The following is a 20,062-nucleotide window of genomic DNA, read 5'->3' on the forward strand; positions in this document are numbered from 1 at the left end:
ACCGCTCCTGTCATTTTTATGACTTTTGTCGTTGGTTTGCCGCTGTCGTTGGTTTGCCGCGCCGACGCGAAGCGTCGCCCCTTTCAGTCGATCACTCAACCGATATCTCGACATGGCAGCCGTCACGTCTTTGCATGCGTCAGGGCATCGCCGAATAACGAAGCCGCCCGGAAGCGGATCAGGTCTTGCAAAAACCAAGCCGGCAAATGGTCCGCTTCCTGTCGGCAAGGACGGCCCGGATGTTTCAGACGACCGTGACTTCGATGACGCGCGGCAGCCCCGTTGCCCGGGCGTGCCTGAGCGCCTGTGGCAAGGCGTCGATATCGGCCAGCCTTTCGGCACCAATGCCATAGGCTTCGGCAAGCTTGCAGAAATCCGGCGGCGCCGGCGACACGCCGACAGGTTCCACGCCGACATCGAGCATTGAGGTCTCGATCTCGCGATAGCCTCTGTTGTTCCAGACCACGAAGATGACGGGCGCTCCAGAATCGAGCGCCACCGCTATCTCCGGCAAGGTGAACTGGAAGCCCCCGTCGCCGGTCAGGCAGACAACCGGCGCATCGGGCACGGCAAGTGCCGCACCGATCGCCGCCGGCGGACCGTAGCCAAGCGCGCCAAAGCCGGTCGCGGCATTGAACCAGCCGCCGGGCCGGTCGTGGTCGTAATAGAGGTTGGCGGCGTAAATCGGCTGGGTCGAGTCGCCAACGATGATGGCACCGGGCAAAGCGTCGCGAATCATTTCCACGGCACGCACTTGCGCCGCATAGGCCGGACTCAACTCGGCAAAAGCGGCCTTTCGCGCCGCCGCGGCGCGGCCATGGCCATCTTCGCCAGCGCTGTGGGCGGGATCGATCGCCGCAAGCAGCGCCTCGATCGCCTCGGCGCAATCGGCCTGGACGGCGACCGTCACCGGACGCCGCGCAAGCTGGTCGGCGCCGATGTCGATACGGATCAGGTTCGAAGGCAGTACGAAGCCACCGTCGCCATAGCCGTCATAGTCGGTCGGGCCGAATTCGGTACCGGCGGCGATCACCAGATCGGCCCCGGCCATGAGCGCGCGAACCGCCTTGAGGCTTGGGCTTGCCGGCACGCAAAGCGGATGGCCATGCATGAGACCGCGCGCGTTGGTGGTCTCGACAACCGGCGCGCCCAGCCTTTCGGCAAGGCGCCGCAGCGCCGCATCGGCTTTCTTGGCGCCGCCGCCTGCAAGGATGAGCGGGCGGCGTGCGGTGGCGACGAGTTCGGCAGCCCTGGCAATGGCGGCACGCTCTGGCGCCGGCGGCCCGGCATTGCTCAAGGCTGCCGACAATCCGTCCGCCGGCTTGACCATGATATCGGTCGGGATCTCTATATGCACAGGGCCGGGCCGAGACGAGGAAAACAGGGCGAAAGCCCGCGCCAGCGCACCGGGCAATTCGCTGGCCCCGGTCACGTGTAGCGACAACAGCGCTACCTTCTCCATCATGCCGCGCTGATCGGGCAATTCGTGCAGGAAGCCAAGCCCCTTGCCGAGCGTGTCGGTGGCGTTGACGCCGGAGATCACCAGCATCGGCACCGAATCGGCGCGCGCCTGGCCCATGGCGGTGATGGTGTTGGTCAGCCCCGGCCCGGTGATGACGAAGGCGACGCCCGGCCTGCCGCCGGCGCGCGCATAGCCGTCGGCCATGAAGCCGGCGCCCTGTTCGTGGCGCGGCGTGATGTGGCGAATCTTCGAGCGCGCAAGACCGCGATAGAGTTCGACCGTGTGGACGCCGGGAATGCCGAACACGGTGTCGACGCCATGCGCCTCGAGCAGCGAAATGAGCGCTTCGCCCACAGTGGTCATTGGTTTTCTCCCCTATCTCTTTGTTTCTACGCAATTCCCAAGGGGGAAGCGCTGCGCGCTTTTCCCGGGAAAACCGCTTCTCATTTTTCCAGGAATTGCTCCAGCGGCGCGAGGCCGAGTTCGGACTCGACAGCCTTGATGCCAATCGCCGCCAATTCGCCGGGCGAGAACATCTCGCCGGCCAGGCAGCCTTCGATCCAGAGCCCGTCGATGATCGCATTGATCGCGATGGCATGGTGGCGCAACTGGGTTGCGTCCGGCTTGTGCTGTTCGGCGGCCAGCACGTCGGCCACAACTGCTTCCACCTCGTTGCGAAAGCCAAGGTAGCCTTCGCGGTGGGCACGGGCCAGGGCGGGATCCGCACTGGCGCGGCCGATGAAGGTTGCCCAGAGCGAAAACACCCGCGCGTCGATGATCGGCGCATTGAGATTGGCGGTGATGAAAGCCGCAAGACGCTGGCGCGGCGAGGCATCATCCATGACCAATGCCGCCTTCGCCTGCTCGGTCATGCGGTCGACCAGCGCCGTATAGGCTTCCTGCAGCAATTCTTCCTTGCCCGGGAAATAATGCCGGATCAGCCCGGCGGTGACGCCGGCACGCAATGCGATGGTGCGCAGGCTGGCGCCTTGAAGGCCATATTCCGCCACGCTGTCCAGAGTCGCCTCGATCAGATCCTGCCGCCGCCGCTCCTCGCCCTCGCGACGGAACTTACGGCGCCCATTCATTGGCGCAGGATCGGTCGCGTCAGGCATGTCGGCCCGCCTTCGCAGGCGATGCAGAGCGCGTCCGCCTCGAAGATTTCAACCGTGCATCCGGCGGCTTCCATGGCGGCCTTGGTCCTGGGAAAGCCCGCAACCGCAATGACCTTGAGCGGGCTGGTCGGCAGCACGTTGAGGCTGAGGCCGTTGGAAGCCGCGAACTCCTCGGCGTCGCCTTCGACCAGCCGGATGCCGCGTGCCTTCAGCGTCTGATAGAAAGGGGCCGGTAAAAGCGGTGAATAGACCAGCGCTAGGTCGTCGGCCAGCGGGCTGATAACCGACATCAGATGCAGGCACGCCTCTTCGCCCTGCCACAGCGGCAGATCAAAGCCGTATACGGAAATCCCCAGCGGCGACAGCAGGTTGGAAACCTGCTGGATGCCTTCCTGGTTGGAACGGACACCGCGCCCGATCGCCAGCGTGCGGGCATCCACCCATACACAGTCGCCACCTTCGACCTGGCCAGGAGCCTCGACGCGGCCAAGGATCGGAATGCCCAGCCTTCTGTAGGTTTCTTCATGCAGCGAAGGCTCCCTGGCGCGCAGCGGCTTGCCCATGGACAGGATCAGCGCACCGCGGTCGGTCATCAGCGAAGGGTCGTGCGTGAACACCGAATCCGAAAGTCCGTCGGCCTTGTCCTCGATCCATTCGATCTCGGCGCCGGACGCCGCCACCAGTTCAGCAAGGACTGCGTGCTGCGAGGCCGCTTTCGCCGGGTTGAATCCCGGACCATAGTGCCAGGCAGCCCGGTCGGCGTCGCGCATGGCGTTGGCCGCCGACCGCATCAGCACGCGCCGTAGCGGCGCCGCCATGGACTGAGATCCGAAAGCGCTCATCGATGCCCTTTTTAAGCTGAAAAAAACCGAGAAAATTTCATGAGAGGTTATTTATACACTTGCACAACAAGGCCGCAAGTGCCGTAATGAGCGGGATTGACGGGCTCGCTCTGTTGGGTCCATGCTTGAGGTCTGGAGCGAGGCAGTACAGCGTATGTTGATTAGCCGGATAGACGTTCGACGAACCGCCGGCGGCGATATGGAGGTCATTTGGTGAGCGCTGTGGCAGCTGCCAAAGTCCCATCCGGCGAGGCGCAGGACGGCGCCGCAGAAGCCATCCATGTCGAGAACCTGCACAAGAAATTCGGTCAACTGCATGTGCTGAAGGGCGTATCGCTGTCGGCGCGCGACGGCGAGGTCATCGCCATCATCGGCGGCTCGGGCTCAGGCAAATCGACGCTGCTGCGCTGCATCAACTGCCTGGAAAACCCGACCAGCGGCATCATCCGGGTCAATGGCGAGGAGATCAAGCTCAAGGCGGACAGCCATGGCCATACGATTCCGGCCGACCGCAGGCAGATCGAACGCATCCGCTCCAAGCTCGGCATGGTGTTCCAGAACTTCAACCTGTGGAGCCATATGACGCTGATCGAAAACGTCATCGAGGTTCCCGTTCATGTGCTGGGCGTCAAGCGCGACCAGGCTGTCGCCCAGGCCGAAAAGCTGCTGGTGCGCGTCGGTCTGGCCGAGAAGCGCGACGTCTATCCGGCCTATCTCTCCGGCGGCCAGCAGCAGCGCGCCGCGATCGCTCGCGCCTTGGCCATCAATCCGCGCGTCATGCTGTTCGACGAACCGACCTCGGCGCTCGATCCCGAACTGGTCGGCGAAGTGCTGAAGGTGATTGGCGATCTGGCCCGTGAAGGCCGCACCATGGTGCTGGTCACCCACGAAATGAAATTCGCCCGCGAGGTCGCGACCCACGTCGTCTACCTCTACAACGGGTTGGTCGAGGAGGAAGGCCCGCCGGAGCAGATCTTCGGCGCGCCCAAGTCCGAAAGGCTAAAGCAGTTCATCCGCAACATCGGCTAGGGACAGGCCGGGACGGAAGAAAACCGGGAACCAACAACAAACTGGGAGTTCTGAAATGAAGACTGTTCTGAAGACATTCGCCGCGGCGCTGCTGCTCGGCGTCGCCGCCATGGGCGTGGCCAAGGCCGATCCGGTCAAGATCGGCGTCGCCGCCGAACCCTACGCGCCCTTCACCTCGCCCGATGCTTCGGGCAAATGGGTCGGCTGGGAGATCGACTTCATCGACGCCGTGTGCGCCGAAGAGAAGCTCGACTGCGTCATCACCCCTGTCGCCTGGGACGGCATCATCCCGGCACTGACCACCAAGAAGATCGACCTCATCGTCTCGTCGATGTCGATCACCGACGAACGCAAGAAGACCATCGACTTCTCCGACAAATACTACAACACCCCGACCGCCATCATCGGCCCCAAGGACCAGAAGTTCGGCGCCACGCCCGACGATCTCAAGGGCAAGGTCCTCGGCGTCCAGGTGTCGACGGTGCATGCCGTCTACGCCAAGAAGCATTTCGGCCCCACCGCATCCGAGATCAAGGAATACCAGACGCAGGACGAAGCCAACAACGACCTCGCCGCGGGCCGCCTCGACGCGGTGCAGGCCGATTCCATCGCGCTCAAGGAGTTCCTCAAGACCGACCAGGGCAAGGCCTGCTGCGATCTCAAGGGCATGGTGGCCCCTGACGACGAGGTGCTCGGACCGGGCGTCGGCGCCGGCGTGCGCAAGGAAGACACCGCCCTGAAAGAGAAGATCAACGCCGGCATCAAGGCGATCCGCGCCAACGGCAAATATGACGAGATCTCGAAGAAATATTTCGATTTCGACATTTACGGCGGCGCCACGCAGTCGAACTGAGACCCTCGCATCGGCTGGAGGACAGGGCGCTGACGCCCTCGTCCTCCAGCCGGCCTGTCCACGCATGCTTGCCGCCGGCTGCTGGTGCCGGCGGACAGAGCCAGCAATCCGGGGGCGAAGCTGATCGAATCCTTTCTTCCGGCCTCCGCGGCCGGCATCGTCGAACTGCTCTCGCCGGCTCCCGTCGGCTGGGGCGGGACGCTCTTGCTCGGGCTCCTGCATTCGCTAGAGATCGCCGTCGGCGCGACCATCGTCGGCCTGCTGATTGGAACCTGCGGTGCCTATGGCAAGCTTTACGGCGGACCCGTGGTGCGCGACCTGTTCGCGGTCTACACCACCGTGGTGCGCGCCGTGCCGGAACTGGTGCTGATCCTGCTGCTCTACTATGCCGGCACCGACCTGATAAACCAGGTGCTGACGGCGATGGGTTACCAGCGTGTCGACATCAGCGGGCTGGTGGCCGGCATCGCCGTGCTCGGCTTCGTCCAGGGCGCCTATTCGACGGAAGTCATCCGCGGCGCGATCCTCGCTATCCCGCAGGGCCAGATCGAAGCCGCCCGCGCCTTCGGCATGTCTCCCGGCCTTCTGTTGCGGCGCATCACGCTGCCGGCGATGCTGCCTTTCGCCATTCCGGGCCTCGCCAATCTGTGGTTGATCGCCACCAAGGACACCGCGCTGCTGGCCGTCGTCGGCTTCTTCGAACTGACACTGGCGACACGACAGGCGGCGGGCGTCACCAAGGCATATCTGGTTTTCTTCCTCGCCGCCGGCGTGCTCTATCTCTGCGTGACACTGGTTTCGAACCTCCTGCTTGGCCGCGCGGAGAAATGGGCGCGGCGCGGCATGCCTTCGATCAAGGAGGCACGCTGATGACCAGCGAAACGGTCATCATCGACACGGCGGCGCGCGCATCGCTCTGGCTGCAGCCGCATCGCATCGTGCTGATCCTGATCGCGCTGGGGCTGGTGGCGTCAGCCGCCTTCTTTATGCGCTGGGACTGGCTGCCGCAATATTGGGAAATGGGCCTGATGGGGATCTGGCGTGCCCTGTGGATCCTGGCCGTCACCTGTACGCTCGGCTTCATGATCGCCGTGCCCGTGGGGCTGGCGCAGGCGGCCGGCTCGATCTGGGTCGCGGCACCCGCGAAAGTCTTCTGCACCATCATCCGCGGCACGCCGCTGCTTCTGCAGCTATGGCTGCTCTATTACGGGCTGGGCTCGCTTTTCCCGCAATATCCATGGATCCGCGAATCCTGGATGTGGCCCTATCTCAGGCAGGCCTGGCCGTACGGCGTGCTGGCGCTGACCTTGTCCTTCGCCGGCTACGAGGGCGAAGTGATGCGCGGCGCCTTTGCCGGCGTGCCCAAGGGGCAGCTGGAAGCCGCCCGCGCCTTCGGCATGAGCCGCTGGAAGATCTTCCGCCGCATCTGGCTGCCGCAAGCCTTCTACCGGGCGCTGCCGACGCTGACCGGCGAGACCGTGCTGCAGCTGAAATCGACGCCGCTGGTGGCAACCATCAGCGTGATCGACATCTTCGCCGTCTCGTCCAAGGTGCGGCAGGACACCTATCTCACCTATGAGCCCTTGCTGCTCCTGGCGTTGATCTATATGGCGATCACCGGCATTCTGGTCTTCGCCTTCAGCCGGATCGAGGCACGAATCCCGGTCAAGATCGGCTAGGTTCAAGTGAGTGGTGGGTAGGGATTGGTAAGTAGGAAGTGGCTGCCGCGCACTCCACAACTCACCACTCACCAACCCCTACTCACTACTCACTAAGGGCAATCGCCATGCAACTCAGTCTCGACCAGGCAAAAGGGCTGTGCCGGATGGCGGCACTTGGCGCCGGCGCCAACGAGGAAGCAGCGCAATCGCTCACCGCCTCGATCATCGCGGCCGAGGCAGAGGGACTTGCAGCCGTCGGGCTCACACATTTCATCGACTACCTCGAAGCGCTCGAGGCCGGACGCATCGACGGCAATGCCGATCCTGTGATCACCCGGCCGGCGCTGGCCGTCTATCTCTCGGACGCACGCGGCGGGCTGGCGCATACCGGCTTCGACCGCACCATCGACGACCTCGCCAAGGCGGCAAGACTGTTCGGCGTCGCCATCTTCTCGCAGAAGAACGCCTACACCTGCGGGGCGCTCGGCTACTTCACCGGCCGGCTGGCCGCGCAGGGGCTGGTGTCCTTCGCCGCAACCAACGGTCCGGCCGTCCTGGCCGGCTCAGGCTCGGTCAAGCCGGTCTTTTGCACCAACCCGATGTCTTTCGCCGCCCCCGCCGCCGACGGCGCGCCGCTGGTCATCGACCAGTCGTCGAGCGCCACCGCCTTTGTCAACATCCGCAAGGCCGCCGAGGACGGCAAGAAGATTCCCGAAGGCTGGGCGCTGGACGCCAGCGGCAACCCGACCACCGATCCGGCGGCGGCCATGAAGGGCGCCATGCTCGCCTTCGGCGGCCAGCGCGGCGCCAACATCGCGCTGATGGTCGAAGTGCTGGCGGCCGGCCTGTCGGGCGCCAACTGGTCACTCGACGCGCCATGGTTCAGCGGCGGCCCGGACAGCCCCGGGACCGGCCTGTTCGTGCTTGCCGTCGAGCCCAAGCTGCTCGACCCGGGTTTCGAGCAGCGCATGAAAGACCAGCTTGACCGGCTGCGGCGGCGCTTCGGCGTTCATGTGCCAGGCCGCGCCCGCGTCGAAGCGGCCGAAAAGGCGCAGGCGCGCGGCATCACCGCGCCCAAGGCAGTGATCCAGCGCATCTCCGAATTCGCCGAACGCTACTCGGCCTGATTTCTTCTCCTTTCTTTGCAGACGATTACTTGGCCGCCCCCGCCTGACGCGCGGTTGTGCGCGTTTTTTTTCGCGCGCGTCCTGAACCTTTTTGAGCGCCCGGGCGACCAACGTTTGTCCAGGGCAAGGTGAGCTTGCCCGATCCAGACCGGGGAACAGCAAAATCAAAATCGAAAGTCTGCTTCGCGTGAAAGGCATCGCCCTTCGCGTCCCGGAAACCCAACCTCAAATCAAAGGAAATCATCATGACCAACACCAAGACCACCATGCTGACCGCCGTCCTCCTGCTCGGTTCCTTCATGGGCGCCACGCAGGCTGCCAATTTGAAGGCCGCACCGGTCAAGCCGGCCAACCCGGGCGTCATTACCGCGCCGGGTGGCGGCGCCACCGAGGACCACTACTGCAAGAACGGCCATGCGAAATTCGCCAACTGCAGCGCCGATTTCGTCGCCGCCTGCAAGAAGGTTGGTGGCACCATGTCGGATGTTCAGGGCTGGGGTGGGCGTACTTGCTTCAGGCCCTCCTGATACCGTCTCAGGTCAGGCCGCTCGTCGGCCCCTGACACCTCATGGATGTCATCCGGGAAACCCCGCTTCGGCGGGGTTTCCTGCGTCTGTCGCTCGCAGGGCCAAGACATGATTGATGCGCTTGTCGCAGGAATACCGGGCCTTGCTTTTTCTTGGAATCGCGCGAAAAACAAGAATGACGCGACGACGCGTCACCCTTTGCCTTTGGCGCAAAACGGACTATGAAACGGCTCAGCCAAGCCATCTGGAACGCGCGCCGGAGCCCGCCATGACCGAAATCCTGCAGACCCCAAAGCTCGTCGTCGTCTTTGGCGGATCAGGCTTTGTCGGCCGTCATGTCGTGCGGGCGCTAGCCAAGCGCGGCTATCGCATCAGGGTCGCCTGCCGGCGGCCCGACCTTGCCGGCCATTTGCAGCCGCTCGGCAATGTCGGCCAGATCCAGCCGGTGCAGGCCAATGTGCGCGTGCGCTGGTCGGTCGACCGCGCCGTGCAAGGTGCCGACCATGTCGTCAATCTCGTCGCCATCCTGCATGAGAGCGGCCGGCAGAAATTCTCCGCCGTGCACGAATTCGGTGCTCGCGCCATCGCCGAGGCGGCGCGCTCCGTCGGCGCCGGGCTCACCCATATTTCGGCGCTCGGCGCCGATCCGGATTCCGAATCGGATTATGCGCGCACCAAGGCGCTCGGTGAAAAGGCCGTGCTGGAGACGATCGCCGATGCCGTGATCTTGCGGCCGTCGATCAATTTCGGGCCGGAGGACAGCTTCTTCAACCGGTTCGCGAATATGGCGCGTTATTCGCCGGTGCTGCCGCTGATCGGCGGCGGCCAGACCAAGTTCCAGCCGGTCTATGTCGGTGACGTGGCGGAGGCTGTCGCGCGTTCGGTCGACGGCAAGATCGATGGCGGCCAGGTTTACGAGCTCGGCGGCCCCAACGTGCTCACCTTCAAGGAGTGCATGCAGGAACTGCTCACGGTTATCGAGCGCAAGCGCCTGCTGGTGCCGGTGCCGTGGTGGATGGCAAACATCCAGGCCTCGATCCTCGGCCTGTTGCCCAATCCGCTGCTGACCAAGGACCAGGTGATGCAGTTGCGCGAGCACAACATCGTTTCGGACGAAGCTGCCAAGGCCAACCGGACACTGGCGGGGCTCGGCATCCAGCCGCAATCGATCGCGACGATCCTGCCGAGCTATCTCTGGCGCTTCCGCGCCGCCGGCCAGTTCCAGCAGCGTAAGCCCGCGGTATAGGAAGCGTCGGCCCTCAGCGAGGGCGAGGCGTGACCCGCATCGGCAGACCGCCTTGCGGCTGCGTGGTCAATTTCTGCACCGGCCAGGGTTTTGTTTCAGCGGTCGCGTCGAAGCGGAAGCGTGACAAGAGGATGGCGAGCGCGATGATCGCCTCCTGCATGGCGAAGCTGGCGCCGATGCAGACGCGCGGGCCGGCGCCGAAGGGCAGATATTGGAAGCGGTCGATCTTTTCACGGTTTCCCGGATGGAAGCGTTCGGGCAGGAAGGCGTCGGGCCGGTCCCACAGCTTCCTGTGGCGATGAACCACCCATGGCATCACCAGCACGGCGGCGTGCTTGGGGATATAAAGATCCTTCCACATTTCCGGTACGATCGGCTCGCGATTGATCGATGGCGCCGGCGGGTAGAGCCGAAGCGCCTCGTCGAAGGCTGCGCGTGTCAGCGGCATGGCGTCGAGCCACTTCGCCGGATCGGGCTCGCGCGCCAGCACCCGGTCGATCTCCTGTTCGACCCGGTCGCGCTCCCAGGGCGATTCGGCCAGGCAATAGAGCGTCCAGCCGAGCGCGCGCGCCGTGGTCTCGTGGCCGGCGCCGATGAAGGTGATGATGTTGTCCTCGACTTCCGGGCGCGTCAGTCCGTCGGGGCCTTCGGCCTTGAGCAGCAGCGTCAGGAAATCCTGCGGCACGGCATCGGGGTCGCGCCTGAACTTCTCTTCGCGCATCTTGACCGTGTCGGTCACGATCTTGCGGAAATAGGCCATGGTCTTGCGGCCGCGGATACGGGTCAGCCGCGGCAGCCAGTCGGGCGCGCGCAGCAGGTCGAGCGGATCCACGCGGCCCATGGTTTCGAACAGGCGGTCGATCTCGTTGGCGAAACTGCCGGGCTCGCCCGCGATCTCGCCGGAAAACAGCGTCTCGGCCAGGATGTCATAGGTGAGCAGCGTCATGTCATGGGCGATATCGGACGTGCCGCCGGCCTCGTAACGGGTGACGAACTCCAGCGTCCGTTTCAGCATCGGCTGGGCGAAGCCGAAAATGTGGCGTGGCGTGAACACCGGCGCCATTGCCTTGCGCGACCGCTTCCACACCTCGCCCTCGGCCGTCAGCAGGCCGTCGCGCAGGATCGGCCTCAGTATCTTCTGGCGCACCGTCGCCATCTTGTAGTTCTTGGCGTTGTCGACCAGCACATGGCGGATCAGGCCCGGATCATTGGCGATGACCAGCGGCCCACCAGCGCCCTTGGCAGAAATCCAGGGTTCGTTGTAGGTCGGCTCGCCCCAGAGTTCGAGCGGGTTGCGATAGACGATGCGGATCATTTCCAGCGTCGAAGGCGGCGACGTGCGCGGCTTCGGGGCGGGAGGAACGAATGGGGCGGGCTGCGTGTCCATGAAGTGCTCCGCTGTCCCCATCAATGTAGTGGCTGCCACCTCCGGCGTCCATGTCACCGAACGGCAACCGGACCGATGACGGCGGGAACGCCAGGGCGGACGGTCTGTTCATCCGATCGTGACCGTTCCTTCAGGGATCCAACCTTGCCTGCTGGAACGCTCTGCCGTAGTGGCAGTCACCAACAGATACTGCCTGACAAAGGAGCCTGCCTTGAAGCACCAGTTGAACATCATCATCGGCAGCACGCGGCCCGGCCGCGCTGGCCCGGTTTTCGCCGAATGGCTGGAGACGTTCGTACGCGAACACGGAAAATTCGAGCCAGTGCTGACCGACATAGCCGCGTTCAACCTGCCGGCCCTGGATGAACCGCATCATCCAAGGCTCGGCAATTATCAGAACGACCACACCAAGGCCTGGTCGAAGGCGATGGATGCCGCTGACGCCTTCGTGTTCGTGGCGCCGGAATACAATTACTTCGCCGCACCCGCGATCATCAACGCGATCGACTATCTCGCCCGCGAATGGAAATACAAGCCCGCTGCGATCTTCAGCTATGGCGGTGTCTCCGGCGGCCTGCGCGCGGCGCAGGCGCTGAAGCCGCTGCTGACCTCGGTCGGGATCATGCCTATCCCGGAAGGTGTCGCGCTGCCGCTGTACCAGAAACTGCTCGACGAGAACGGCGCCTTCGATGCCAGCGAGCAAGTGCGGAGCGGGACCAAGACCATGCTGGACGAACTGTTGCGCTGGAGCGAGGCGTTGAAACCGATGCGCGCCGCCTGAGAGAGCCGCCTCAGCGCGGCTTGCTTGCGCCATAAAGAGGTGGAATGGTCGGCAAACGACTGAGCCGGGGGCGGTTCGACTGCGTTTGCTGTTTGCCATGCTGCTGATGCTTGCGACCACCGCTATCGCGGCGGCCGAGCGGCACGTGGCCATTGGTCATGGCCAATGACGACTACCGGCTGGTCCGGCCGCTTGCCAACCCCGCCCAAGGCGGCGAAGCGATGGAAGCGGCGCTGAGGAAACTTGGTTTCGCTGGAGCTCGACCAGACGGGCCGGCTGGCGCCCAGGGACAAATCCAGGTCAAATATTTGCGCGGCCTCCTGGCTAAATTCAACGCCCGAAAAAAATAGCCGGCTGCCGGCTCGGCATTCGCGCCGGAAATGCCTGCAAACCTTGGAAAAACCGCCTTTAGCGCCTATATCTACCCCATATCAGAAGCGCGATTCGGGGCCGATTTTTCGCGCTGTAAAAGCGGCATCTAGACAACAGGTTTTTATGAGCGACCAGACCGAGAACACAAACGGCGCTGAAGCCGAATACGGCGCCGATTCCATCAAGGTTTTGAAGGGGTTGGACGCCGTCCGCAAGCGGCCGGGCATGTATATCGGCGATACCGATGACGGCTCGGGCCTGCATCACATGGTCTACGAAGTGGTCGACAACGCCATCGACGAGGCGCTGGCCGGCCATGCCGACCTGGTTTCGGTGACGCTCAATCCCGACGGTTCGGTGACGGTTATCGACAATGGCCGTGGCATTCCAACCGACATTCACCCCAGCGAAGGCATTTCGGCGGCCGAAGTGATCATGACGCAGCTGCATGCCGGCGGAAAGTTTGACCAGAACTCCTACAAGGTGTCTGGCGGTCTGCATGGCGTCGGCGTCTCGGTGGTCAACGCGCTGTCGGCCTGGCTGAAGCTCAAGATCCGCCGCAACGGCCAGGTCTTCGAGATGAGCTTTACCCACGGCAATGCCGATGCGCCGCTGAAGGCGATCGGCAGCTACGAGCAGGACAAGCGCCCAGGCACCAATGAGGGCCGCAGCGGCACCGAGGTCACCTTCTTTCCGTCGTCCGAGACCTTTACCATGGTCGAATTCGATTTCGGCACGCTGGAGCACCGGCTGCGCGAACTCGCCTTCCTGAACTCCGGCGTGCGCATCGTTCTGACAGACGCCCGTCATGCCGACGTCGTGAAGCATGAACTGCACTATGATGGCGGCCTGGAAGAGTTCGTCAAATATCTCGACCGGGTCAAGAAACCGCTGATCGGAAAGCCCATCTCCATCAGGGCCGAGCGTGACGGCATCACCGTGGAAGTGGCGATGTGGTGGAACGACAGTTACCACGAGAATGTGCTGGCCTTCACCAATAACATCCCGCAGCGCGATGGCGGCACCCATCTGGCCGGTTTTCGCGGCGCACTGACCCGCCAGATCACCGGCTATGGCGAATCTTCGGGGCTGACCAAGAAGGAAAAGGTCTCGCTGATCGGCGACGATTGCCGCGAGGGCCTGACGGCGGTGCTGTCGGTCAAGGTTCCCGATCCGAAATTCTCGTCGCAGACCAAGGACAAGCTGGTCTCGTCGGAGGTTCGTCCCGTGGTCGAGGGACTGGTCAACGAAGCGCTCGGCACGTGGCTCGAAGAGCATCCGACCGAGGGCAAGGTGGTCGTCGACAAGGTGATCCAGGCCGCGGCGGCGCGTGAAGCGGCGCGCAAGGCTCGCGACATCACCCGCAAGACCTCGCTGGGCGTCACCTCGCTGCCCGGCAAGCTGGCCGATTGCCAGGAACGCGATCCGGCGAAGTCCGAAATCTTCATCGTCGAGGGTGACTCGGCCGGCGGCTCCGCGAAGGGCGGCCGTTCGCGCCAAAACCAGGCAATCCTTCCCCTGCGCGGCAAGATCCTCAATGTCGAGCGGGCCCGCTTCGACCGCATGCTCTCTTCCGACATGATCGGCACGCTGATCACCGCGCTCGGCACCTCGATCGGCAAGGACGAATTCAACGCCGACAAGCTGCGCTACCACAAGATCATCCTGATGACCGACGCGGACGTCGACGGCGCCCATATCAGGACCTTGCTGCTCACTTTCTTCTTCCGGCAGATGCCCGAGCTGATCGAGCGCGGCCACCTCTACATCGCCCAGCCGCCGCTCTACAAGGTGACGCGCGGCAAGAGCTCGCAATACATCAAGAATGAGAGCGCCTTCGAAGAATTCCTGATCGATTCGGGGTTGGAGGAAGCGTCCCTTACGCTCGGCTCAGGGGAAGTGCGGACCGGACAGGATCTGCACGGCGCCGTCGCCGATGCGCTTGCCGTGCGCCAGCTCATCAACGGCTTGCACACGCGCTATAACCGCGACGTCGTCGAGCAGGCGGCGATCGCCGGCGGGCTCAATCCCGAAATCTTCGCCGATCTTGGCCGCGCCAACGCGATGGCGGAGCGGATCGCGCAACGCCTTGACATCATTGCCGAGGATACCGAGCGCGGCTGGACCGGCCGCATGTCGACCTCGAACGAGGGCATCGGCGGCTATGTCTTCGAACGCACCGTGCGCAGCGTCAAGGAATACGCCCATCTCGACATGGCGTTGATCAATTCCGCCGACGCACGCCAGCTCGATCGCTACGCGCAGCGCCTCAGCGAAGTCTACGGGGCGCCGCCGGTGCTGCGCCGCAAGGAGGTGTCCGAAACAGTCTCGGGACCGCTGGCGCTGCTCAACGCGGTCTTTGCGACCGGCCGCAAGGGGCTGACCATGCAGCGCTACAAGGGTCTCGGCGAAATGAATGCCGAGCAGCTCTGGGAAACCACGCTTGACCCGAACGTGCGTTCGCTGCTGCAGGTCAAGGTCAACGATGCGACCGATGCCGACAGCCTGTTCTCGCGGCTGATGGGTGACGAGGTGGAGCCTCGGCGCGAGTTCATCCAGGACAACGCACTGTCGGTCGCCAACCTGGATATTTGAGGTTTCGCACAGCCTTTTTGACAGATTGGCATAGCTCGTGCCCGCGCCAATAATGAGGATGCGCCGGAACAGAAGGCCTTCGAAGACATTGTGACAGTGTCCATCACAATTTCTTGCAGGAGGCTTTTCATGGGACGCGGCATTCTACTCTGGTTGCTCGGCATTCCGATTCCGATCATCATCCTCATCATGCTGTTCGTACGGTAGGGGGCGTCGATGCAGTCCACCCTATCGGCTGTCGACGTATCCGCTTCCACGGAATCGTCCTCCACCGCCGTCAGCTGGGGACCGATCATCGCCGGCGCTTTCGCGGCCTCGACGTTGACGTTCATCCTTATGTTGCTCGGCTCAGGCCTTGGGCTCAGCATGGTTTCACCATGGTCGGGCTCTGGCGCGTCGATCACCACCTTCGCGGTTTCCACCGCCGTCTGGCTGGTGATCGTGCAGTGGCTGTCCGCCGGTGTAGGCGGCTACCTTGCTGGCCGGTTGCGGACCAAATGGGTCGGCATCCACACCGACGAAGTCTATTTCCGTGACACCGCGCACGGCTTTCTCGCCTGGGCGCTGGCCACCTTGCTGGTCGCCGGCGTGCTTGGCTCGGCACTTTCCGCCGCGATTGGTTCAGGTGTACAGGCCGCGTCCACCGTGGCCTCGGGAGCTGCCATGGGTGCGTCGGCCGGGGCCTCGGCGAATGCCAGCGGTGCATCGACCGACAATGCGACCTCCTATCTGGTGGATTCCCTGTTCCGCCCGGCCGATCCGGCCAAGCTGGCCACCGCCAATCCTGCCGACGAAGCCGCCGCGGCCGGGCAGGCCTCGCGGATCCTGATCGCCGGTGCCGTCGCCGGCGAGGTCTCGGCGGAAGACAAGACCTATCTTGCGCAATTGGTCGCCGCGCGCACCGGCCTTTCCGAGGCTGATGCCAAGACGCGTGTCGATACGGTGCTGGCGAAGGCGCAGGACGCAAAGGTCAAGGCGAAGCAGGCGGCCGACACGGCAAGGAAAGCAAGCGCCACTTTCGCGCTTCTCGGCGCCTTGTCGCTGGTCATCGGCGCCTTCATCGCCAGTGCGGCCGCAGCGCTCGGCGGCAGGCAGCGCGATGAAGAGGAAGCGGTGTTCCTGACCAACGGCTGAAGGCAGCATCACGCCAAAATTAAAGAGCCCGGCATCGACCGGGCTCTTTCTATTCGACGATCAAGACCGACCGGTCAGTGATCCATCGCCTTGACGATTTCCTCGGTCATCTTCTTGGCGTCGCCGAGCAGCATCATGGTGCCGTCCTTGTAGAACAGCGTGTTGTCGATGCCGGCATAGCCGGACCCGAGCGAGCGCTTGACGAACAGGCAGGTGCGGGCCTTGTCGACGTCGAGGATCGGCATGCCGTAGATGGGCGACGACTTGTCGTCGCGCGCGGACGGGTTGGTGACGTCGTTGGCGCCGATGACGTAGGCGACGTCGGCCTGGGCAAACTCCGAGTTGATGTCCTCGAGCTCGAACACTTCGTCGTACGGCACGTTGGCTTCGGCGAGCAGCACATTCATGTGACCGGGCATGCGGCCGGCGACGGGGTGGATGGCGTATTTGACGTCGACGCCATTGGCCTTGAGCTTGTCGGCCATTTCACGCAGGGCATGCTGCGCCTGTGCGACCGCCATGCCGTAGCCGGGCACGATGATGACCTTCTGCGCGTTCATCATCAGGTAGGCGGCATCGTCGGCCGAACCCTGCTTGACGGTGCGCTCGATGCCGTCATCGGCCGCAGCGGCGGTCTCGCCGCCGAAGCCGCCGAGGATGACCGAGATGAAGCTTCGGTTCATGCCCTTGCACATGATGTAGGACAGGATCGCGCCCGACGAGCCGACCAGCGCGCCGGTGATGATCAGCGCCAGGTTGCCGAGCGTGAAGCCAAGGGCGGCGGCCGCCCAGCCGGAATAGGAATTCAGCATCGACACGACCACCGGCATGTCGGCGCCACCGATCGGGATGATCAGGAGCACGCCGAGCACCAGCGAGGCGGCAACGATCAGCCAGAACACCAGTTTCGATTCCGTGGTGACCAGCAGCACGATCAGCACGATCAGGGCCACGCCAAGGGCAGCGTTGATGACGTGACGGCCGCCGATCATGATCGGCTTGCCCGACATGCGGCCGTCGAGCTTCAGGAAGGCAATGACTGAGCCGGTGAAGGTGATGGCACCGATGGCGACGCCAAGGCTCATCTCGACCAGCGCCTGGGCATGGATGTCGCCATCCGTGCCGATGCCGAAGCTTTCCGGCGCATAGATGGCCGCGGCCGCCACCATGACGGCGGCAAGGCCGACGAGCGAGTGGAAGGCGGCGACCAGTTGCGGCATCGAGGTCATGGCGATGCGGCGCGCGGTGACGGCGCCGACGCCACCGCCAATGGCGAGGCCAAGCACGATCAGGCCGAAGCGACCGGCGGACGGGGTTGCCAGCGCCAGCGTGGTGGCAATGGCGATGCCCATGCCGATCATGCCGTAGAGATTGCCCTGCCGGCTGGTGGTCGGATGCGAGAGGCCGCGCAACGCCATGATGAACAGGACGCCGGATACCAGATAGAGGAAGGAGGCGAGATTGACGGTCACGTCACTTGTCCTTCTTCTTGTACATGGCCAGCATGCGCTGGGTGACGAGAAAGCCGCCGAAGATGTTGACCGAGACCAGCATCAGCGCGACGAAACCGAAGCCGGCGGCGACGCCGGAGGCCGCGATGCCGACGGCGAGCAGCGCACCGACGACGATGACGGACGAGATGGCGTTGGTGACGGCCATCAGCGGCGTGTGCAGTGCCGGGGTCACCGACCAGACGACGTAATAGCCGACGAAGATCGCCAGGATGAAGATGGCGAAACGGAAGACGAAGGGATCGATGGCCCCGCCCGAGAGCGCATGCGCGGCATCACCGGCCGCGTCGGCACCGCCTGGGGCATTGGCCAGGTTCTGCACCGCGAGCCGAACGGCAGCGCTTGCCTGGTCGAGCTGATCCAGGGCTTTCTGCAAGGTCTGGTCCATCACGCGGTCCCTTTCGGCTTCGGCGAGGGTGACTTGGATGCGGCGGGCTTCCCGGGCGCGGCCTTCCTGGGCGCGGCCGTGGCATCGGCGACCATGGTCGTGGCCGGGATCGCGGCCGGCTCGACATAAGGCTGCTGGTCGGCCTTGGCGAAGGCCGGATGAACGACCTTGCCGCCGTCGGTCAGCATGGTTGCCTTGACCAGATCGTCGTCGCGATTGATGGCAAGCGTCTTGGTCGTCTTGTCGACGAGCGTCTCGACGAAGGCGAACAGGTTCCTGGCATAAAGCAGCGAGGCGGATGCCGCGATGCGACCTGGCACGTTGAGATGACCGACGATCTTCACATTGTTGACCGTGGTGACGATCTTGCCGGCCTCGGCGCCCTCGACATTGCCGCCACGCTCGACGGCGAGGTCGATGATCACCGAGCCCGGCTTCATCGAGGCGACCATCGCCGCCGACACCAGCTTCGGCGCAGGCCGGCCGGGGATCAGCGCCGTGGTGATGACGATGTCCTGCTTGGCGATGTGTTCGGCGGTCAGCGCCGCCTGCTTGGCCTGGTACTCCTTCGACATTTCCTTGGCGTAGCCGCCGGCCGTCTCGGCGGCCTTGAACTCCTCGTCCTCGACTGCGAGGAACTTCGCGCCGAGCGAGGCGACTTGTTCCTTGGCGGCGGGCCGAACGTCGGTGGCGGTGACGACGGCACCGAGACGGCGCGCGGTGGCGATCGCCTGCAGGCCGGCAACGCCGACGCCCATGATGAAGACCTTGGCCGCCGGCACCGTGCCAGCCGCCGTCATCATCATCGGCAGCGCCCGGTCGTATTCGGCGGCTCCGTCGATCACCGCCTGGTAGCCGGCAAGATTGGCCTGGCTGGACAGGACGTCCATCGATTGCGCGCGGGTGATGCGCGGCATGAACTCCATCGAGAAGGCGGTGACGCCGGCTTTGGCCAAGGCCGCGACAGCCGCATCGTTGCCGTAGGGATCCATGATGGCGATCACCGCGGCGCCGGATTTGTAACTCTTCAGCTCGGCATCCGTTGGCCGGCGAACCTTCAGCACGACATCGGCATTGGCGACATCCGAGGCCTTGCCGATGACAGCACCCGTCTTGGCAAACTCTTCGTCGGGGATACGCGAGCGGGTGCCGGCTCCGGCTTCGACGATCACGTCGAAACCCAGGGCCGTCAGCCGCTTCACCGTATCGGGCGAAGCCGCGACACGCGGCTCGTTCGCGTCGAGCTCACGAGGGATGAAAACCGTCTGTCCCACCGCATGATCCTTTCGGCCGGAACCTGTCTGCGCGAAGTGTCGACCGGGATATCCGGCGACGTCAACCGCAAGAGCGTTTTGGAAGGTCTATCGCAGAATGAAGGCGCCGACTGCCAGAATAAGCACGAACAGGATCAGCGCAGAGAAGAAGCCGCCCGCGAAGAAGCCGAAAGCCATCGCCAGGAGAAGCGCGCCGCAGAAGAGCGAGCCATATTTGGCCAGCGCCAGGAAGCCCGCATAGGTGCGGTCATGCTCGGCATAGTCCATCTTCGCGCCCAGTTCTACAGGACCGCTCGGCGTGTGCTCAGCCATAGGAATACCCCTTCGAAGACATCTTTCAGGCACATACCGAAAAGCTGGGCGCAGGGCAATGGCGCTATTGCCGCATCGCAGCCGACAACTCCCTCAAGGGAAAATTGAAACTGGCGGCCGATGCCCGCGGGATGGCTTTTGCGCGAGCCCTGCCCAGCGTCTCAGCCAGCAAGGTGAGGAAAAAGCCCGAGCAGCCCAACGACAATCAGATAGAGCGCGACGATGTAGTTCAGGAGCCGCGGCATGATCAGGATCAGCACGCCGGCGATCAGCGAGATAAGCGGTGTGAGCGCGAGCGAGTGGATGGTCATGACCGTATTCCTTCCCACGAACAATGCGACAGGAGCCCGGGGCGAAATGCCCGTTGGGCAGGATCGCGGCGATCCTCGATGGCGATGCCGCTCCCTATAACGGCGAAGCCGCGGGAAGGTTCAGATGCAAGGACG

The 20,062-nt window shown here is 64.0% G+C and carries 21 protein-coding genes; 11 read left to right on the top strand and 10 right to left on the bottom strand.

What is annotated here, in order from left to right; translation table 11 throughout:
* Window positions 1-244: 244 nt before the first annotated feature.
* The 3 genes from FJ527_RS03120 to FJ527_RS03130 form a co-directional block, all read right to left on the bottom strand.
* Complete coding sequence (locus tag FJ527_RS03120) at window positions 245-1,825, bottom strand: 5-guanidino-2-oxopentanoate decarboxylase (protein ID WP_140821637.1); 1,581 nt, start codon at window positions 1,823-1,825, stop codon at window positions 245-247.
* Window positions 1,826-1,905: 80 nt separating this feature from the next.
* The gene (locus FJ527_RS03125; protein ID WP_015314263.1) at window positions 1,906-2,577 is read right to left on the bottom strand and encodes a TetR family transcriptional regulator C-terminal domain-containing protein; all 672 of its coding nucleotides are present in this window, start codon (window positions 2,575-2,577) and stop codon (window positions 1,906-1,908) included.
* Window positions 2,547-3,419, bottom strand: coding sequence for a dimethylarginine dimethylaminohydrolase family protein (locus FJ527_RS03130; protein ID WP_140614989.1), 873 nt, complete (start codon window positions 3,417-3,419; stop codon window positions 2,547-2,549). The genes FJ527_RS03125 and FJ527_RS03130 overlap by 31 nt, the downstream gene beginning before the upstream one ends.
* A gap of 213 nt (window positions 3,420-3,632) precedes the next feature.
* Between FJ527_RS03130 and FJ527_RS03135 the strand changes: the two genes are divergently transcribed.
* The 5 genes from FJ527_RS03135 to FJ527_RS03155 all read left to right on the top strand — a co-directional run bounded on the left by FJ527_RS03135 (window position 3,633) and on the right by FJ527_RS03155 (window position 8,089).
* Window positions 3,633-4,448, top strand: coding sequence for an ABC transporter ATP-binding protein (locus FJ527_RS03135; RefSeq protein WP_015314265.1), 816 nt, complete (start codon window positions 3,633-3,635; stop codon window positions 4,446-4,448).
* A gap of 55 nt (window positions 4,449-4,503) precedes the next feature.
* Window positions 4,504-5,301: a transporter substrate-binding domain-containing protein gene (locus FJ527_RS03140; RefSeq protein WP_140614991.1), complete on the top strand. Its 798-nt coding sequence runs from the start codon at window positions 4,504-4,506 to the stop codon at window positions 5,299-5,301.
* Window positions 5,302-5,505: 204 nt separating this feature from the next.
* Window positions 5,506-6,171, top strand: coding sequence for an ABC transporter permease (locus tag FJ527_RS03145; RefSeq protein WP_041163582.1), 666 nt, complete (start codon window positions 5,506-5,508; stop codon window positions 6,169-6,171).
* Complete coding sequence (locus FJ527_RS03150) at window positions 6,171-6,980, top strand: ABC transporter permease (protein WP_015314268.1); 810 nt, start codon at window positions 6,171-6,173, stop codon at window positions 6,978-6,980. Before FJ527_RS03145 ends, FJ527_RS03150 begins: the two co-directional genes overlap by 1 nt.
* Before the next feature lie 107 nt (window positions 6,981-7,087).
* A complete protein-coding gene (locus tag FJ527_RS03155; protein ID WP_140821639.1) occupies window positions 7,088-8,089 on the top strand; it encodes an Ldh family oxidoreductase in 1,002 nt (333 codons plus the stop codon).
* A 25-nt stretch (window positions 8,090-8,114) separates the two neighbouring features.
* Here FJ527_RS03155 and FJ527_RS03160 read toward each other — a convergent pair whose 3' ends face one another.
* Complete coding sequence (locus tag FJ527_RS03160) at window positions 8,115-8,336, bottom strand: hypothetical protein (RefSeq protein ID WP_140821641.1); 222 nt, start codon at window positions 8,334-8,336, stop codon at window positions 8,115-8,117.
* Between FJ527_RS03160 and FJ527_RS03165 the strand changes: the two genes are divergently transcribed.
* Both FJ527_RS03165 and FJ527_RS03170 read left to right on the top strand, forming a co-directional pair.
* Window positions 8,335-8,616, top strand: coding sequence for a hypothetical protein (locus FJ527_RS03165; protein WP_140821643.1), 282 nt, complete (start codon window positions 8,335-8,337; stop codon window positions 8,614-8,616). The genes FJ527_RS03160 and FJ527_RS03165 overlap by 2 nt on opposite strands.
* Before the next feature lie 268 nt (window positions 8,617-8,884).
* The gene (locus tag FJ527_RS03170; protein ID WP_140791552.1) at window positions 8,885-9,862 is read left to right on the top strand and encodes a complex I NDUFA9 subunit family protein; all 978 of its coding nucleotides are present in this window, start codon (window positions 8,885-8,887) and stop codon (window positions 9,860-9,862) included.
* A 13-nt stretch (window positions 9,863-9,875) separates the two neighbouring features.
* On the opposite strand, the gene FJ527_RS03175 is transcribed toward FJ527_RS03170, so the two are convergent.
* Window positions 9,876-11,249 carry a cytochrome P450 gene (locus FJ527_RS03175; RefSeq protein WP_140660055.1) on the bottom strand — a complete coding sequence of 458 codons (1,374 nt, stop codon included), beginning with the start codon at window positions 11,247-11,249 and terminating at the stop codon, window positions 9,876-9,878.
* 211 nt (window positions 11,250-11,460) lie between these two features.
* Between FJ527_RS03175 and FJ527_RS03180 the strand changes: the two genes are divergently transcribed.
* The 4 genes from FJ527_RS03180 (at window position 11,461) to FJ527_RS03190 (ending at window position 16,131) form a co-directional block, all read left to right on the top strand.
* Window positions 11,461-12,030 carry an NADPH-dependent FMN reductase gene (locus FJ527_RS03180; protein ID WP_140821645.1) on the top strand — a complete coding sequence of 190 codons (570 nt, stop codon included), beginning with the start codon at window positions 11,461-11,463 and terminating at the stop codon, window positions 12,028-12,030.
* Window positions 12,031-12,188: 158 nt separating this feature from the next.
* On the top strand, window positions 12,189-12,380 hold the full coding sequence (locus FJ527_RS29240; RefSeq protein WP_181166271.1) for a hypothetical protein: 192 nt from the start codon (window positions 12,189-12,191) through the stop codon (window positions 12,378-12,380).
* Window positions 12,381-12,525: 145 nt separating this feature from the next.
* Window positions 12,526-14,997, top strand: a complete 2,472-nt coding sequence (gene gyrB, locus FJ527_RS03185; RefSeq protein WP_140615003.1) for a DNA topoisomerase (ATP-hydrolyzing) subunit B — start codon at window positions 12,526-12,528, stop codon at window positions 14,995-14,997.
* A 216-nt stretch (window positions 14,998-15,213) separates the two neighbouring features.
* The gene (locus FJ527_RS03190) at window positions 15,214-16,131 is read left to right on the top strand and encodes a membrane protein (RefSeq protein ID WP_015314275.1); all 918 of its coding nucleotides are present in this window, start codon (window positions 15,214-15,216) and stop codon (window positions 16,129-16,131) included.
* Window positions 16,132-16,205: 74 nt separating this feature from the next.
* Here the strand turns inward: FJ527_RS03190 and FJ527_RS03195 are convergent, their stop codons facing one another.
* The 5 genes from FJ527_RS03195 to FJ527_RS03215 form a co-directional block, all read right to left on the bottom strand.
* Window positions 16,206-17,603, bottom strand: a complete 1,398-nt coding sequence (locus FJ527_RS03195) for an NAD(P)(+) transhydrogenase (Re/Si-specific) subunit beta (RefSeq protein WP_015314276.1) — start codon at window positions 17,601-17,603, stop codon at window positions 16,206-16,208.
* 1 nt (window position 17,604) lies between these two features.
* Window positions 17,605-18,033 (bottom strand): proton-translocating transhydrogenase family protein, encoded by a 429-nt coding sequence (locus FJ527_RS03200; RefSeq protein ID WP_172220550.1) that lies wholly within the window; start codon window positions 18,031-18,033, stop codon window positions 17,605-17,607.
* On the bottom strand, window positions 18,030-19,304 hold the full coding sequence (locus FJ527_RS03205) for a Re/Si-specific NAD(P)(+) transhydrogenase subunit alpha (protein ID WP_140660058.1): 1,275 nt from the start codon (window positions 19,302-19,304) through the stop codon (window positions 18,030-18,032). Before FJ527_RS03205 ends, FJ527_RS03200 begins: the two co-directional genes overlap by 4 nt.
* An 87-nt stretch (window positions 19,305-19,391) precedes the next feature.
* On the bottom strand, window positions 19,392-19,616 hold the full coding sequence (locus FJ527_RS03210) for an aa3-type cytochrome c oxidase subunit IV (protein WP_015314279.1): 225 nt from the start codon (window positions 19,614-19,616) through the stop codon (window positions 19,392-19,394).
* A gap of 161 nt (window positions 19,617-19,777) precedes the next feature.
* Complete coding sequence (locus FJ527_RS03215) at window positions 19,778-19,927, bottom strand: DUF3096 domain-containing protein (RefSeq protein ID WP_015314280.1); 150 nt, start codon at window positions 19,925-19,927, stop codon at window positions 19,778-19,780.
* Window positions 19,928-20,062: the final 135 nt, after the last annotated feature.

The sequence above is a fragment of the Mesorhizobium sp. B2-4-18 genome, from assembly GCF_006441385.1.
Taxonomy (GTDB): Bacteria; Pseudomonadota; Alphaproteobacteria; order Rhizobiales; family Rhizobiaceae; genus Mesorhizobium; species Mesorhizobium australicum.

What these genes read in the sequence shown, in the direction of transcription:
- FJ527_RS03165 (WP_140821643.1), top strand. Translation starts at nt 8,335, where the DNA reads ATGACCAACACCAAGACCACCATGCTGACCGCCGTCCTCCTGCTCGGT.
- FJ527_RS03190 (WP_015314275.1), top strand. Translation starts at nt 15,214, where the DNA reads ATGCAGTCCACCCTATCGGCTGTCGACGTATCCGCTTCCACGGAATCG.
- FJ527_RS03120 (WP_140821637.1), bottom strand. Translation starts at nt 1,825, where the DNA reads ATGACCACTGTGGGCGAAGCGCTCATTTCGCTGCTCGAGGCGCATGGC.
- FJ527_RS03140 (WP_140614991.1), top strand. Translation starts at nt 4,504, where the DNA reads ATGAAGACTGTTCTGAAGACATTCGCCGCGGCGCTGCTGCTCGGCGTC.
- FJ527_RS29240 (WP_181166271.1), top strand. Translation starts at nt 12,189, where the DNA reads ATGGCCAATGACGACTACCGGCTGGTCCGGCCGCTTGCCAACCCCGCC.
- FJ527_RS03210 (WP_015314279.1), bottom strand. Translation starts at nt 19,616, where the DNA reads ATGGCTGAGCACACGCCGAGCGGTCCTGTAGAACTGGGCGCGAAGATG.
- FJ527_RS03125 (WP_015314263.1), bottom strand. Translation starts at nt 2,577, where the DNA reads ATGCCTGACGCGACCGATCCTGCGCCAATGAATGGGCGCCGTAAGTTC.
- FJ527_RS03170 (WP_140791552.1), top strand. Translation starts at nt 8,885, where the DNA reads ATGACCGAAATCCTGCAGACCCCAAAGCTCGTCGTCGTCTTTGGCGGA.
- FJ527_RS03160 (WP_140821641.1), bottom strand. Translation starts at nt 8,336, where the DNA reads ATGATGATTTCCTTTGATTTGAGGTTGGGTTTCCGGGACGCGAAGGGC.
- FJ527_RS03130 (WP_140614989.1), bottom strand. Translation starts at nt 3,419, where the DNA reads ATGAGCGCTTTCGGATCTCAGTCCATGGCGGCGCCGCTACGGCGCGTG.
- gyrB (WP_140615003.1), top strand. Translation starts at nt 12,526, where the DNA reads ATGAGCGACCAGACCGAGAACACAAACGGCGCTGAAGCCGAATACGGC.
- FJ527_RS03215 (WP_015314280.1), bottom strand. Translation starts at nt 19,927, where the DNA reads ATGACCATCCACTCGCTCGCGCTCACACCGCTTATCTCGCTGATCGCC.
- FJ527_RS03150 (WP_015314268.1), top strand. Translation starts at nt 6,171, where the DNA reads ATGACCAGCGAAACGGTCATCATCGACACGGCGGCGCGCGCATCGCTC.
- FJ527_RS03155 (WP_140821639.1), top strand. Translation starts at nt 7,088, where the DNA reads ATGCAACTCAGTCTCGACCAGGCAAAAGGGCTGTGCCGGATGGCGGCA.
- FJ527_RS03175 (WP_140660055.1), bottom strand. Translation starts at nt 11,249, where the DNA reads ATGGACACGCAGCCCGCCCCATTCGTTCCTCCCGCCCCGAAGCCGCGC.